The organism is Aquabacterium sp. OR-4, from assembly GCF_025290835.2.
Lineage (GTDB): Bacteria > Pseudomonadota > Gammaproteobacteria > Burkholderiales > Burkholderiaceae_C > Pseudaquabacterium.
In genome coordinates, this window is sequence record NZ_JAOCQD020000001.1 from 665802 (window position 1) to 680660 (window position 14859).

Consider the following 14859-nt stretch of genomic DNA (forward strand, 5'->3'; position numbering starts at 1 on the left):
CGGGACCTGGGCCTCAGGCCATGTGGTCGGCGTAGGACCTCTGGTCAATGCCGTAACACGGGCAGGATGCGTCCTCCAGCCCGGGGCGGTCCAGCACGGTCAGCTCGCCACGGTGGTAGCGGATCAACCCGCGGCGTTGCAGGGCACCCGCGGCCACCGTCACGCCAACGCGCCGCACGCCCAGCATGTAGGCCAGGAACTCGTGCGTGACGTGAAAGTGCTGGGCATGCGCACGATCCTGGCTCATCAGCAGCCAACGCGCCAGGCGCGGGCCGATCTGGTGGAAGCGCAGGCAGGCTGCCGACGCCGCCAGCTGCGCCATGCGCACGTACAGGTAGCGACCCAGCACCTGGCGCAGGGCAGCGCTGCGCACCAGTTCGGCCTTGAAAGGGCCCGCGCCCAAGCGCCAGGCGCTGCCGCCGCCCTGCACCACCGCGCGCAGCGGCACCACCTGCACGCCCAAGGCCAGCGAGGCGCCCAGCATGCCCTCGCGCCCCACCATGCCCACTTCCAGGCCCGGGTGCTGGTCGATCTGCGCCACCAGCGACACAAACGCGTCCACCGGAAACCAAACATGGCGCACGGCCTGGCCGCGTTCGGTCAACACGTCCGAGAGCTTCAACACCACCGGCTGGCACAGCGCCAGCAGCACAGCCCTGTCGCGCCGCGGCAGCAGTTCGATCAGGTGGTTCTGGGGGGTGGCGGCCAAGGTCGTGTCTCCGCTGCGGTGGGCCTGCCAGTGTGTGGCGGCAAGCGGCGCGCCACTGTCTGCCAGCGAACACAGCACGCCCACGTCCTGCACACCGCCCACGCGGTGGCAGGCTCAGGTGGCCAGACGTGGGGGCAGCAGGCGGTCGTATTCCACCTTCACCACCGCATAGCACTCGCAGGTGCGTGCTTCCAGGCCGGGGCGGTCCAGCACCGAGATGTGGCCGCGGGCGTAACGTATCAGCCCCGCCGCCTGCAGCTTCAGCGCCGCTTCGGTCACGCCTTCGCGGCGCACGCCCAGCATGTTGGCGATGAGTTCCTGCGTCATCACCAGGTCGTTGCCCTGCAGCCTGTCCAGGCTCAGCAGCAGCCAGCGGCACAGCTGCTGGTCCAGCGTGTGGTGGCGGTTGCACACCGCCGTCTGCGCCATCTGCGTGATCAGCGCCTGGGTATAGCGCAGCAGCAGGTGCATCACCGGCCCGGCGCGGTCGAACTCGTCCTTCACCGCCTGGCCGCGCAGGCGAAAGCCCAGCCCCGCGCTTTGCACCACCGCTCGGCTGGGCGTGGATTCACCGCCCATGAAGAGCGATATGCCCACCACGCCTTCATGGCCCACAACGGCGATCTCGGCCGATGCGCCGTCTTCCAGCACGTACAGCAGCGACACGATGGCGGTGGTGGGGAAATAAACGTGTCCCATGCGCTTGCCGGATTCGTAGAGCACCTGGCCCAGCTTCAGGTCCACGGGTTCCAGCAGCGGCAGCCAGCGCTGCCATTCGGCGGGAGGCAGCGCGGCCAGCAGCTGGTTCTGCAGGGCGTCGGCGTCAGGTGATGGCGTTGGGGCGGGCATGGTGGGCCTTTTGTGCGGTCGAGGGTGGCCCTTTGCGGCGCTCCGGATGCTGGATGCAGCCCGCGGCGCGTGAGCTTGGTGGTCACAGGCTACTCCGTTGGTGCGGCAGCGCACGAATGCATTGCGCCGGGCCATTGGCGGCGGACAACAGGGGGTGCGCCCCAAGTTCGCCAGCGCACAGACGACGGGCGTGCGGCCACGTAAAACCACGTCGTTGACGCTGCACAACGGCAGCACGCCATCCCCTCACATTCGAAAGAATCCCATGACATTCACTTCAACATTGACGCTGCGCAATCTGGGCCTGGCCAGCCTGGCCGGCTTCACCTGCCTGGCGGCGGTGCCGGCACAGGCACAGGTGCGCGAAGCCCCATATGGCTACGTCGGCCTGGGCCTGGGCCGTTCCCAGGGTGACTTCGGCACCGAGGCGCAGGTGGCAGCCGGCGTGGGTGCGGGTGGCAGCGTCACCGGCTTCGCCCGCGACAGCAATGACACCGGCTACAAGATCTTCGGCGGCTACCAGTTCAACCGCAACGTCGCCGTTGAAGGCGGCTACTTCGATCTGGGCAAGCTGGGCTACGACGCCACCACCACGCCGGCCGGCACGGTGGGCGCCAGGTTCAAGTTGAACGGCCTGAGCCTGGACCTGGTGGGCACGCTGCCGCTGACCACCAACTTCGCGCTGCTGGGCCGCGTGGGCATGGCCTCGGGCCGCGCCCGCGCCCGCTATGACACCACGGGCGCTGTGACCCTGAACGATGTGTCCAAGCGCGGCACCAACGCCAAGGTGGGCCTGGGCGTGCAGTACGCGATGGGTTCGAACATGCTGGTTCGAGCCGAGGTCGAGCGCTACCGCATGAACGACGCGGTGGGCAGCCATGTGAACACCAACCTGGTGTCGGTGGGCCTGGTGTTCCCGTTCGGCAGCGCCCCGGCGCCGGCCCCGCGTGCCCAGGCACCTGCACCCTATGTGGTGCCACCGGTGGCTGCGGCACCCGCCCCGGCCCCCATCATCGTCGTGCAGGCCGCACCCGTGCTGCCGGCACCCACGCTCGCGCCGGTGGCGCCGCCGCGCCGCCGCGTCACCTTCTCGGCCGAGTCGCAGTTCGGCTTCGACCGTTCGGAAGTCAACGACGTGGGCAGGGTCGCGCTGGACACGTTTGCCCGTGAGCTGGAGGGCACGCAGTTCGACATGGTGGAAGTCGAAGGCCACACCGACCGCCTGGGCAGCAACGACTACAACCAGACCCTGTCGCGCCAGCGTGCCGACGCGGTGAAGAACTACCTGGTCACCCGCGGCCATGTGGACCCGATGAAGGTGACGGCCAGCGGCAAGGGCGAATCGTCGCCGGTGACCAAGCCGCAGGACTGCGTGGGCAGCAAGGCCACGGCGCAACTGGTCACCTGCCTGGCACCCGACCGCCGCGTGGATGTGGACGTGGTGGGCACCCGCTGAGCGCCCGCCATGCGCATGAACGGACCGAGTTGGAGCACGTCGGCCCTGAGCCGCGGCGAGGGCACAGAAGCAGCGGAACTGGCGCCGCTGGGCGAGCATCTGCAGCGTTGCCGCTGCGTGGCCGGGCGCCACTTCGCGCTGCGCTGTGGCGCCGAGGCGGTACAGGGCTTCGTGGCGGCGCGCCTCATCAGCACCGTGTTGGTGGTGCTGGCGCTGCTGGTTGGCGGCGTCTGGTTGCTGCTCTAGCCCGGGCGGCCTGACCCATGCTGGGCACCGCCTGGCGGCGCTTGCAGCCCCGCGCGCCACGGGCCACCCACGGCCTGCTGGACGCCAAGGGCGGGCCGGTGCAGCCGCCCATACGGGCCGAAACATTCGGGCCGCAGCGCTTTGCGCAGCACGGCCGCAGCTTGGGCGCCACTCACAGCGCGGTGCGCGCCGGGCTGCGCTCGGTGGCCTTCTTTCCGCGGCTGGCCGACAACGTGCACACGCTGCGCGCGGCCCACGCCTACATCGGGGGCCAGGCCGCCGCGGGCTACGCCGTCAGCCCCGCCGCCGAATGGCTGCTGGACAACTTCCAACTCATTGAAACCCAGCTGGAGCAGATCCACCGGGAACTGCCGCGCAACGCGGTGCGTGCGCTGCCGGTGCTGCAGCAGCCGCCATTGGCCGGGTTGCCGCGCATCTATGGCGTGGCCTGGGCCTTCGTGGCCCACACCGACGGCGCATTCGACGAGGACCTGCTGGTGCAGTTCCTCAGCGCCTACCAGGACAGCCGCGCGCTGACCCTGGCCGAAATGTGGGCCCTGCCTACCACTTTGCGGGTGTTGCTGCTGGAAAACCTGCGCCGCCTGGCCGAGCGCGAGGCCGCGCAGATGGCCGCACGCGAGGTGGCCAACCTGTGCAGCGACCGCGTGCTGGCGCACGACGACGCTGGCTCAATTGCCGGCACGCAGGGGCCCGCCACCCTGGTGGCAGCGCTGGGCGCCTGGCTGCAGGTGCTGCAGCGCCGCGGCGTTGGCGACGCGTTCCTGGCCCGCCTGGCGCAGCGCCTGCGCGGCCGCCCGGTGGCAGCGGCCGTGCGGGCCTGGCTGGACCAGGCGCTGCCCAACGCTGCCGCATTGCAGACGCAGCACGGTGCCGACCAGGCGGCCGACAACCTGAGCATGAGCAACGCGGTGAGTTCGCTGCGGGCCATCGGCGACACCGACTGGTCCGACCTGGTCGCCCGCGCCAGCACGCTGATGCGCCTGATGCTGGCACACCCGCTGTTCGAAGCCGAACACGCCGGCACCCGTGACCAGACCCTGCACGCCATCGAACGTCTGGCGCGGCGCAGCGGCCGCAGCGAGCTGGCGGTGGCCCAGGCCCTGCTCACCTTGATGCGCCCCGACCCGCCCGGGTCGGGCCACGACACCGCGACACCGAAGCACACCCCCGGCCATTGGTTGCAAGGCGCTGGCCGCGACACGCTGGCCCGCGCCCTGGGGCTGCGCGAACCCCTGCGGTCGCTGGCCCTGCGGGTGGGCCAGCACGCGGTGCTGCCGGTCTACCTGGGCGCGCTGGGGGCAGGAACGGCCGCGCTGGTGCTGGCCGTGCTGCGGGCCGATGCCAGCCCGGGCGTGGCGCTGGCCTGGGCCGGCCTGACGGACAGCCTCTGGGCTGCGTTGGGCGTGCTGCTGATGCTGCTGCCCGCAAGCGAAGCGGTGGTGGCGGTGGTGAACCGCCTGGTCAGCGAATGGGTGCGGCCCGCCCGGCTGCCGCGCCTGGCGTTGATGGCGGGCATCCCGCTTGAACACCGGGTGATGGTGGCCATACCGACGATGTTGAGCGACTCCGCCGCAGTTCGCGAACTGGCGCACCGGCTGCACCTGCACCACCTGGCCAACCCCGAGCGCCACTCGCAGTTCGCGCTGCTGACCGACCATGCAGACGCTGACCAGGAACATCTGCCGGCCGATGCGACCCTGTTGGCCCTGGCCTGTTCCGAGATCGACGCACTGAACGTCCAACACCCCGTCCCACCGGATTCGGCACCCCGCTTCGTGCTGCTGCACCGGCCGCGCCGCTTCTGTGACACCGAACAGCGCTGGATTGGCTGGGAACGCAAGCGCGGCAAGCTGCTGGAACTGCTGGCCGCGCTGGCCACCGGCCACAGCACGGCGTTTGCCGCGCTGGGCGAGCGCTCACGCATCGAACCCGGCACCCGCCACCTGCTCACGCTGGACAGCGACACCCAATTGCCCCCCGGCCGCCTGCGCGCGTTGGTGGGCGTGGCCGCCCACCCGCGGAACCAGCCGCGCCTGGGTGCGGGTGGCCGGCATGTGGACAGCGGCTACGCCATCCTGCAGCCGCATGTGGTGATGCCGCTGCCCGCGCAGGGCGAGGCCACGCCCTTTCACTGGCTGTTCGCCGGCCACAGCGGCATCGACCCCTACAGCGCCGCCAGCTCCGAGGTCTACCAGGACCTGTTCGCCGAAGGCAGCTTCTGCGGCAAGGGCCTGCTGCAGGTGCAGGCGGTGCACGCGGTGCTGGGCACCAGCCTGCCCGAAGGCTGCGTGCTCAGCCACGACCTGCTGGAAGGATCGCTCGCGCGCTGCGCGGCGGTCACCGACATCAGCCTGATCGAAGACCAGCCCTTCCAGGTCGACGTGGCGTCGGCCCGCGTGCACCGCTGGACACGGGGCGACTGGCAGTTGCTGCCCTTCCTGTTCCAGCCACGACGCTGGCCGCTGCGCGCCGTGCACCGCTGGAAGATGCTGGACAACCTGCGCCGCTCGCTGGTGGCACCGGCCTCGCTGGCGCTGCTGGGGCTGGCCCTGGCCGGCGGCACGGTGGCGCCGGCCCTGGCGCTGGTGCTGGTGTTCGCTGCCTACACCGCGGGCCCATTGATGGGGGCGCTGGCCGGCCTGGTGCCCAGCCGCCACGACGTGGCGAGGCGCCACTTCTACGGCCAGGCCGGCACCGAATGGCTGCGCGCACTATGCGGCGGGCTGTGGTGGATGTGGCAGCTGGGCGCGCAGGCGCTGCTGGCCATGGACGCGGTGCTGCGCAGCCTGTGGCGCCTGGGCGTGAGCCGCCGCCACCTGCTGCAGTGGACACCCTTCGCCGCCGTGCAGGCCGATGCACGCGGGCAGCTGGGCCCGCTGCTGCGCCGCCATGCCAACGAACCCTTGCTGGCCGCGGCCCTGCTGGGCGTGCTGTGGGCCGTGGACAGCCCGCATATGGGCTGGGCGTTGCTGCTGGCACTGTGGTGGGCCAGCTCGCCGCTGGGCAACTGGTGGGTCAGCCGCGTGCGGCGGCCCGCGTCGCGCCAGGCCCTGTCGTTGGCGCAGCAGCAGCATCTGGAAGCGCTGGGCCGCGACACCTGGCGCCTGTTCGAGCGCTGCGTGGGCCCTGACGACCTGCACCTGCCGCCGGACAACCTCCAGGTGCTGCCGCAGGACGTGTTGGCGCACCGCACCTCACCCACCAACATCGGCCTGTACCTGCTGAGCGCGGCCTGCGCGCGCCAGTTCGGCTGGATCGGCACACAGGACCTGTTGGCCCGGCTGGAAGCCACGCTGGCCACCCTGGCCACGCTGCAGCGCCACCGCGGCCACTTCCTGAACTGGTACGACACGCAAAGCGGCGCCCCACTGCTGCCAGCCTATGTGTCCACGGTTGACAGCGGCAACTTGAGCGGCCACCTGCTGGCCGTGGCCCAGGCCTGCCGTGCGCTGGCTGCGGCACCCTTCGATGAAGGCGCCGGCCAGCGTGCGCTGGCCGCGTCGCACGCCCGCCTGCGCGCGCCGCACGCCGCGCGGGCGGGGCAGTGCGTGCCAGGCCCGGCCATGGCCAGCCTGCTGGCGCAGGCCGACCCCTTGGCCGCCTGCCGGGCCGACCCGGTGGGTTTCCTGAGCTGGCTGGCCGCGGCCCAGGCCGAACTGGACGCCGACCCGGTGGCCCGTTCACAGCCCCTGCCGCCGGCCAAGCCCACGCCCGAGCACCGCGAAACCTGGCTGCTGGCCGACCACCTGGCCACATTGCGCTCGGCCGCCTTGGACCAGCAGGCATGGGCCCTGGAAGCCCTGCCGCCATCCGCTGCCCTTTGCGGCACGGCGCCGCTGCGGCGCCCGCCGGGCGCCGCCGAACGTCTGTTGGCCGCAGCCGGGGCCTGCGAAGCCCTGGCCTGGCAGGCCGACTTCGGCTTCCTGTACCACCGCAAGCGCCACCTCTTCCACATCGGCTGGCGCCTGGCGGAGCAGCAACTGGACTCTGGCTTCTACGACCTGCTGGCGTCCGAGTCGCGCCTGGCCAGTCTGCTGGCCATTGCCAAGGGCGACGTGCCGGTGAACCACTGGGCCGCGCTCGGCCGGCCGTTCTTCGCCGACGGCGCGCGGGTGGGCCTGCGGTCCTGGTCGGGTTCGATGTTCGAGTACCTGATGCCCAGCCTGGTGCTGGACGAGCCGCCGCAGTCGGTGCTGTGCCAGGCCGGTGTGGCTGCGCTGGGCCTGCAACGCGCCTTCGGCCTGGCGCATGGCGTGCCCTGGGGCACGTCGGAATCGGCCCACGCCGGGCGCGACCATGCGCTCGCCTACCAGTACGCACCGCACGGTGTGCCGGCGCTGGCGCTGCGCCGCACCCCACCGGACGAACTGGTGATGGCCCCTTACGCCAGCGTGCTGGCGGCACAGATCGACCTGCGCGCCGCGCAGCGCAATCTGATGGCGCTGCAGGCGCTGCAAGGGCGCGGGCGTTACGGGCTGATCGAAGCACTGGACTTTTCAGCCGCGTCCGCCACCGGCGGCCCGTCGGCCGTGCCGGTGGCCACTTACATGTCACACCACCAGGGCATGAGCATCGTGGCGCTGGCCAATGTGCTGCTGGACGGCGTGGCGCGCCGCTGGGGCATGGCCAACGCCCATGTGCAGGCGGTGGCGTCGCTGCTGCACGAACGCGTGCCGCGTGAGGTGCCGGCGCTGCCTGACCCGCCCGGCCCCCGCCCGGTGCCGGCGGCCAGCGCGCGCACCGCGGGGGGCCCGCGCGAGGTGCTGCCCGGTGCTGCTGCGGTGGAACCCACGCACCTGCTGTCGAATGGCCGCTACCAGGTGGACCTCCGCGCCAACGGCGCCGGCAGCAGCCGCTGGGGGCGCTTCGGGCTGACGCGCTGGCGCGACGACGCGCTGGCCGACGCCTGCGGCCACTTCTTCTACCTGCGCTGGGACCGGCAGCCGCAGGCGGTGTCCATCACCCAGCACCCGGCGCCCGATTCGGCGGCGCACTACAGCAGCCACTTCCACGCCGACCGCCTGGTGCTGGACGCCGCTTGGCCCGATCTGCACAGCCGCCTGACGGTGTGGGTCAGCCCGGAAGACGACATTGAGTTCCGCCAGGTCGAGCTGCACAACCTGGGCGAGCGGGTGCTGGACATTGACCTCATCTCGGCGTTCGAGCCCACGCTGGCCGAGCCGCGCGCGGACGAAGCCCACCCGGCCTTTTCCAACCTGTTCGTGCGCGCGGCCTGGTGCGCCGCGCAGCAGGCCCTGGCGTTTGAACGCACACCGCGCCTGGACCGCGAAAGCCCCCTTCACGTGGTGCACTTCCTGGCCGAGGGCGACCCCCAGGTGCTGGGCCTGCAGGTGCAAGCGGACCGCCAGCGCTGGGCTGGCCGTAACCACGCGGCCAGCCACCCGCTGGCGCTGGTGCAGCCGCCGCCGGACGCACTCACGGGGGAACCCGGCGTGGCACTGGACACCGGACTGGACCCCATGGCCGCGCTGGGCCTGCGGCTGCGGCTGGCGCCGGGTGCCCAGGTGCGCGTGGTGTTCGGCACCGCCGCGTCCGACGACGCCGGGGTGCTGAACGCGGTGGTGGACAAGTACCGCCAGCCCAGCCATGTGCAGCGCGCGTCGCTGATGTCGGCCACCATGAGCGACGTGCGCTGGCGCGCGCTGCGCCTGGCGGCCGAGCCCTGGGCCGACATCCAGACCCTGAGCACCGCGCTGCTGTTCAACCTGACCCGGCCGCAGCAGGCCGCGGCGGGCGAGATCTGCGACCGCAGCCTGCTGTGGCGATTCGGGCTGTCCGGTGACCGCCCGCTGCTGCTGGTGTCCGCCAGCGCGCCGCAGGGCCTGGGCCTGCTGCGCTCGCTGGCGCAGGCGCTGAGAGTGTGGGCCTGGGGCGGCGTGGCCTGCGACATGGTGGTGGTGAACGCCGAAGCCACGTCCTACCTGAGCGGCCTGCAAGGCGAACTGCAGTCCCTGCGCGACCACCTGGCCACCGACCTGGCCGCGGCCGGTACCACGGGCCGCACAGCCCTGTTCGTCTTGCGCGCCGAAGAGCTGTCGGTGGACGAGGCCAGCACCCTGCACCACCTGGCCCGGGTGCAACTGGATGCCGACGGGCGGCCGCTGCAGCACCATGTTCAGGCATGGCGTGACCTGCACGAACAGGCGCTGCAGGCGCGCCAGGGCGTGTCCACCGCCGCGCTGCTGCCCGCGCCCATCGGGCACGCGCCGATGCCGCCGCCCGAAGGTGAATTCATCGCGCCCGATGGCGCCTTCCGATTCCAGGTGGCTTCGCCGCAGCGGCCGGCGCGCCCCTGGGCCAATGTGCTGGCCAACCGCCGCTTCGGCAGCCTGGTCACCGAAGCTGGCGGTGGCTTCACCTGGGCCGGCAACAGCCGGCTGAACCAGCTGACCGCCTGGTCCAACGACCCGGTGGCCGACCCGCCTTCTTGCTGGTGGCTGCTGCAGGACGAAGCCACGCGCCAGACCTGGAGCGTCACGCCGTCGGCGTGGGCCGCGCCGGGCCTGCCCTACACCGTGACACACGGCCAGGGCGAAACCACCTTCCATCACCGCTGCGGTGACCTGGAGGTGTTGGCGTCATGGTGCGTGGACGCCGATGCGTCGGTGCAGCAAGTACGGCTGCGCCTGGTGAATCACGGCCCACGCACCCGACACCTGCGCCTGGTGGGCCTGGTCGAATGGATGATGGGCGCCAGCCGCGCCGACCGCGCCACCACCACCACCCGCATGCACGCACTGCGAAGCGACAAGCTGCAGGGCCTGGTGCTGCTGTGCACGCAGCGAGAGCGCACCGGGGGGTTCGGCGGCAGCACCGCCTTCCTGGCCAGCGCCACCGACCAGCGCGACCCAGCTGCGGGTGGCGTCGACACTGACTGGACCTGCGACCGCCGCGAAGCCGTGGACGCACGCGGCCACCGCGTGCTCCCCGACCACCTCGGCCAGCGCAGCGGCAAGGGGCTGGACCCCTGCGCCGCGCTGTCGCTGCGGCTGCGCCTGGCCAGCGGCTGCACCGCCGAGCGGGTGTTCCTGCTGGGCCATGCCGACAACCCGCAGGCCGCGCGCGACCTGGCCGCGCGCACCGCGGCCAAGTCACCGACGCAGCGTGTGGGCACGGTGCGCCAGCGCTGGAACGCGCTGCTGGGCGCCACCCAGGTGGCCACGCCCGACCCGCTGTTCGATGTGATGGTGAACCGCTGGCTGCTGTACCAGGCGGTGTCGTGCCGGCTGTGGGCCAAGGCCGGCTTCTACCAGGCGGGTGGCGCCACCGGCTTTCGCGACCAGCTGCAGGACACGCTGGCCCTGGCCTGGGCCGCGCCCGACATGCTGCGTGAACAAATCGTGCTGTGCGCGTCACGCCAGTTCACGGCCGGCGACGTGCAGCACTGGTGGCACGCGCCCGGCGGCGCGGGCGTGCGCACCCACATCAGCGACGACCTGCTGTGGCTGCCGCACGCGCTGCTGCACCACCTGAAGACCGGGGGGGATGCTGCCCTGCTGGACCAGCAGGTGGCCTTCATCGAAGGCGGCGCCATCCCCGAAGGCGCCGAGGACGCCTACGACACCCCGCGCGTCAGCCACCAAGTGGCCAGCGTGTACGAACACGCCGCGCTGGCCATCGACCACAGCTTGCGCGTGGGCGTGCACGGCCTGCCGCTGATGGGCAGTGGCGACTGGAACGACGGCATGAACCGCGTGGGCCACGGCGGGCGGGGTGAATCGGTCTGGCTCGGCTGGTTCGCCTGCGCGCTGGTGGCCGGCTTCGCGCCGCTGGCACGCCAACGCGGTGACAGTGCACGAGCCCAGCGCTGGGAAGACGCCGCCGCCGGCTGGCAGGGCGCGCTGCTGGGCCAGGCCTGGGACGGGCACTGGTACCTGCGCGCCTTCTTTGACGACGGCCGGGCCCTGGGCGGGCACGCCGGTGCGGAAGCCCGCATCGACCTCATTGCCCAGGCCTGGGCGGTGCTGTCAGGCGTGGCACCGCCGCAGCGCCAGCGCGAGGCCATGGCCGCGGTGCAGACCCATCTGGCCGACGAGCATGCCGGCCTGCTGCGCCTGCTGCACCCACCGCTGCAGCAGGCCCGGCCGAATGCCGGCTACATCCAAGCCTACCCGCCGGGGGTGCGAGAAAATGGGGGGCAGTATGCCCACGCTGCGGTGTGGGCGCTGATGGCGCAGGCGGAACTGGCCTCCGGGGCGGCGGCAGCGAGCATCGAACAAGCCGGCACCCAAGCCGACACACAAGCGCGCGACACGGTGTACCGCTGGTTCACCTGGCTGAGCCCGGCCCACCGGTCCGCGCACCCCGTGCACGGGCCGCTCTATGCCCTGGAGCCCTACGTGATGGCGGGCGACATCTGCAGTGCCGCGCCGCAGGCCGGGCGCGGCGGCTGGAGCTGGTACACCGGCGCAGCGGCCTGGATGCACCGCGCCGCGGTGGAGTCGGTCTTCGGCCTGAAGCTGGGTGCGCAGACGCTGAGCTTCCACCCCTGCCTGCCGTCGCACTGGCCGCGGGCCGAACTGACGATCAAGCGCGAAGGGCGGCGCATGCACTTCGTCTTTCTGCGCGGTGCCATGTCCAGCACAAAACCCGAGCCTGCGCAGATGGGCGCCACCTTGCTGCTGGTGGGACAGGCCTTGCACTGGGCCACGCTGGGGCCTGACAGCCGCTTCGTCGTGCCGCTTCGGCCTTGATGCGTCGCACCGCTGGCGGAGCAGCGCTGCGGCAAGGTTGATGAGTCGCAATTGTCGAGGGCGGATGTCGACCCAGAATGTCGGCGACCAGGCTGTGGGAGGGCTGCTGTCGGCATCCGTCCCGTGCGGTCTCGGAGTGCAGGAGGACGACCATGAGCAGTGCAAGATCAGGGGCCAAGCAACTCGATCCGGCGCTGCAACCCGCAGTTCCCATGCCAAGTGCGCAGGCCAGCCTGCAAATCAACCAAGCAGGCAAACTGGGCACTGAACCGCCCCGGGTTTCGCGGAGGCTCGTTGGGTTGAGTCAGGACACCGCCGCGGTGGCCTGACTGGCGAGTTGCCTGTAGTAGTTTGCCTCGGCCTCAGCCGGTGGGATGTAGCCCAGTGGCCCCATGAGGCGGTGGTTGTTGAACCAGGAGACCCAGGTGAGGGTCGCCAGCTCGACGGCTTCTCGGGTCTTCCAGCTGCGCCGGTGAATCACCTCGGCCTTGTACAAGCCGTTGATGGTCTCGGCCAGGGCGTTGTCGTAGAAGTCGCCCTTGCTGCCCACCGACGGCTCGACGCCGGCCTCGGCCAGCCGCTCGGAGTACCGGATCGACACGTATTGCGAGCCGCGGTCGCTGTGATGGATCAGGCTGCTGTCGCGCTCTGGCTGCCGGTCGTGCAGCGCCTGCTCCAGCGCATCGAGCACGAAGTCGGTGGTCATGGACGTGCTCACGCGCCAGCCCACGATGCGCCGGGCGAACACGTCGACCACGAAGGCCACATACAGCCAGCCCTGCCAGGTCGAGACATAGGTGAAGTCCGACACCCAAAGTTGGTTTGGCCGCTCGGCACGGAACTGCCGGTTGACCTTGTCCAGCGGGCATGACGCCTTGCTGTCGCTGACGGTGGTGCGCACCACCTTGCCGCGCTTGACGCCTCGCAGGCCCAGGCGCCGCATCAGGCGCTCTACCGTGCAGCGCGCGACCTCGGTGCCCTCGCGGTTGATCTGCTTCCAGACCTTGTCGGCGCCGTAGACCTGCAGGTTGGCGTTCCACACCTGCTCGACCACGGGCATCAACGTCGCGTCGCGCTGCGCCCTGGCGCTGAGCAGGGCGTGACCCCGGCGCCGGGCGGCATACCGGCGATACGCAGACGGGGCGATCTGCAGCACCGCGCAGATCGGCTCGACCCCATGGACACCGCGGTGCTCATCAACGAGCCCGCACATCACTTCAGCCGGCGGTCGAGCTCCACCTGGGCGAAAAACGCACTGGCCAGCTTCAGGATCTCGTTGGCCCGGCGCAGCTCCTTGACCTCGCGCTCCAGGTCCTTGATCCGCTGCGCCTCGGCCGTGCTCACGCCCGGGCGCACACCGGTATCCACCTCAGCTTGCTTGACCCACTCCAGCAGCGTCTGCGGCACAAAGCCGATCTTGGGCGCTATCGACTCGATCGCCGCCCACAGCGAGGGGTACTCCCCAAGGTGCTCCTGCACCATCCGAACGGCCCGCTCACGGACCTCAGGTGAGAACCTGCTCGACTTCTTCATGGCTCCATCTTCTCAAGAGTTGGAGCCTCCTCAAAACCCGGGGCGGTTCACACCGCCGTATCCCAGGCGGGCGACAACATCGGCACTCGACCGGCACCGGCCCAACCCGCTCGGCTGCCGCAGCCCGCACTGCCGCGCAACCGTTCGACGAAGACGTTAGCAATGTTCAACGAACAAGGCTGTTCGCCGCAGCTTGTCATCATCTCGGACTGCGCCAAGCGGCACCAGTCGCAGGAGACGGTGCCGTATTACTACTGCCAGGCCCGCGGCGTTCCGAACGTGCGCGGACAGAACATGCGTTACGTGATGACTACGCGCGATGACGGAGGGATTCTCTTTCGCTGGGAAAACAGGGTCGGCCTGCTGTACTAACGACGCAAGCGCAGTGACAGACCACCGCCTGACCATCTTCGACGTGCAGCACGGCGTTTGCGCACTGCTGAAGAGCGCCCACGACGGACTTGCGTGGACGACGATGATTGACTGCGGGCATGAGAACAACAATCGAGGCCGGTGGTTCCACTGGAACCACTTGCGGTCGCAGACATAAGCACGTCGGACCTGCTCGTTGTATCGAATCTAGATGAGGACTACGAATCGGGTCTCCCGAATCTGCTTGAGCGAGGCATCAGTATCCGGGGGATCTTCAGCAAGCCGTCGCGGCACAGCGACTGCTTCGCGGCGACCGATGCAGGGGATCGAACGTCGCAGAAGGGTCGATTCGGATCCGCCGCACCGGCAGGGATCGGTCGTTCACAGCGCCACACTGCTACCAGGCAACGCGAACAGCCGCTGCCCAACAGTTCGCCGACATTCACGGCGGACCCGGCTGCCAAATCGAAGGTCGGCTTGATGGCCGTCAGCGTGAGTTCACGCGTCCGAGTCGACCGGCGGCAACCGCTGCGTAGCTGCCCCAGCCGAACCTGCTGGTTGGAGCGAGATCGAAAACTATGCGTCACGGGTGGTTCAGAGGCCCCGGCCTACCGTCCACGCACCGCAGCCAACCTCCGTCGCGCTTGCTCATCCTCGACCGACAGCTGCGCGCATCGCTGCTGCAGCCACGCCGTGTGCTGTGCCAGCCGATTGAACCGTTCTACCAGCGCGTTGTAGTCGGACACGTAGACGAAGCCGTCCTCGTCCTCGTTGTCGAAGACGAGGTTGGCGATGGCGGCATCGAAAGCGTTCACGAGAGCATCGGCACCTTGCGTGGCGTTGAGGAAGTTGGTCTGATCGCCCAGGGTTGAATACATGCGGCCTCGCGTTTGGCGTTGTCGTTGATGGCAGTCACTGTCCAGGATCCGGCGGCCGGTGGCAAGTTTTGCGGCGTCGTG

Annotated in this window: 8 protein-coding genes and 1 other annotated feature; of the genes, 4 read left to right on the forward strand and 4 right to left on the reverse strand. The window is 70.4% G+C overall.

Features of this window, described 5'->3' with window-relative positions:
* Positions 1-13 precede the first annotated feature (13 nt).
* A complete protein-coding gene (locus N4G63_RS02735; RefSeq protein ID WP_314599316.1) occupies positions 14-709 on the reverse strand; it encodes a Crp/Fnr family transcriptional regulator in 696 nt (231 codons plus the stop codon).
* Between the two features lie 114 nt (positions 710-823).
* A complete protein-coding gene (locus tag N4G63_RS02740; protein WP_314599317.1) occupies positions 824-1558 on the reverse strand; it encodes a Crp/Fnr family transcriptional regulator in 735 nt (244 codons plus the stop codon).
* Between the two features lie 265 nt (positions 1559-1823).
* Here N4G63_RS02740 and N4G63_RS02745 point away from each other — a divergent pair, with 265 nt between their 5' ends.
* The 3 genes from N4G63_RS02745 to N4G63_RS02755 are packed head-to-tail and all read left to right on the forward strand — an operon-like array spanning position 1824 to position 11995.
* Complete coding sequence (locus N4G63_RS02745) at positions 1824-3014, forward strand: outer membrane beta-barrel protein (RefSeq protein ID WP_260788888.1); 1191 nt, start codon at positions 1824-1826, stop codon at positions 3012-3014.
* Positions 3015-3023: 9 nt separating this feature from the next.
* Positions 3024-3260, forward strand: coding sequence for a hypothetical protein (locus N4G63_RS02750; RefSeq protein ID WP_260788887.1), 237 nt, complete (start codon positions 3024-3026; stop codon positions 3258-3260).
* Positions 3261-3277: 17 nt separating this feature from the next.
* Entirely contained in the window at positions 3278-11995 is an 8718-nt protein-coding gene (locus N4G63_RS02755) for a GH36-type glycosyl hydrolase domain-containing protein (RefSeq protein WP_314599318.1), read from the forward strand.
* 304 nt (positions 11996-12299) lie between these two features.
* Here the strand turns inward: N4G63_RS02755 and N4G63_RS02760 are convergent.
* Positions 12300-13528 (reverse strand): IS3 family transposase gene (locus N4G63_RS02760; protein ID WP_443111994.1). Its coding sequence is split into 2 segments (ribosomal slippage): positions 12300-13237 and positions 13237-13528, totalling 1230 coding nucleotides; the frame shifts between segments, so codons are not numbered across the junction.
* Positions 13134-13250 (reverse strand) — a sequence feature (AL1L pseudoknot). (Overlaps the previous gene by 117 nt.)
* 162 nt (positions 13529-13690) lie before the next feature.
* Between N4G63_RS02760 and N4G63_RS02765 the strand changes: the two genes are divergently transcribed.
* A complete protein-coding gene (locus tag N4G63_RS02765; protein WP_260788882.1) occupies positions 13691-13900 on the forward strand; it encodes a hypothetical protein in 210 nt (69 codons plus the stop codon).
* 608 nt (positions 13901-14508) lie between these two features.
* Here N4G63_RS02765 and N4G63_RS02770 read toward each other — a convergent pair.
* Positions 14509-14778, reverse strand: coding sequence for a hypothetical protein (locus N4G63_RS02770; protein WP_260788881.1), 270 nt, complete (start codon positions 14776-14778; stop codon positions 14509-14511).
* Positions 14779-14859 lie beyond the last annotated feature (81 nt).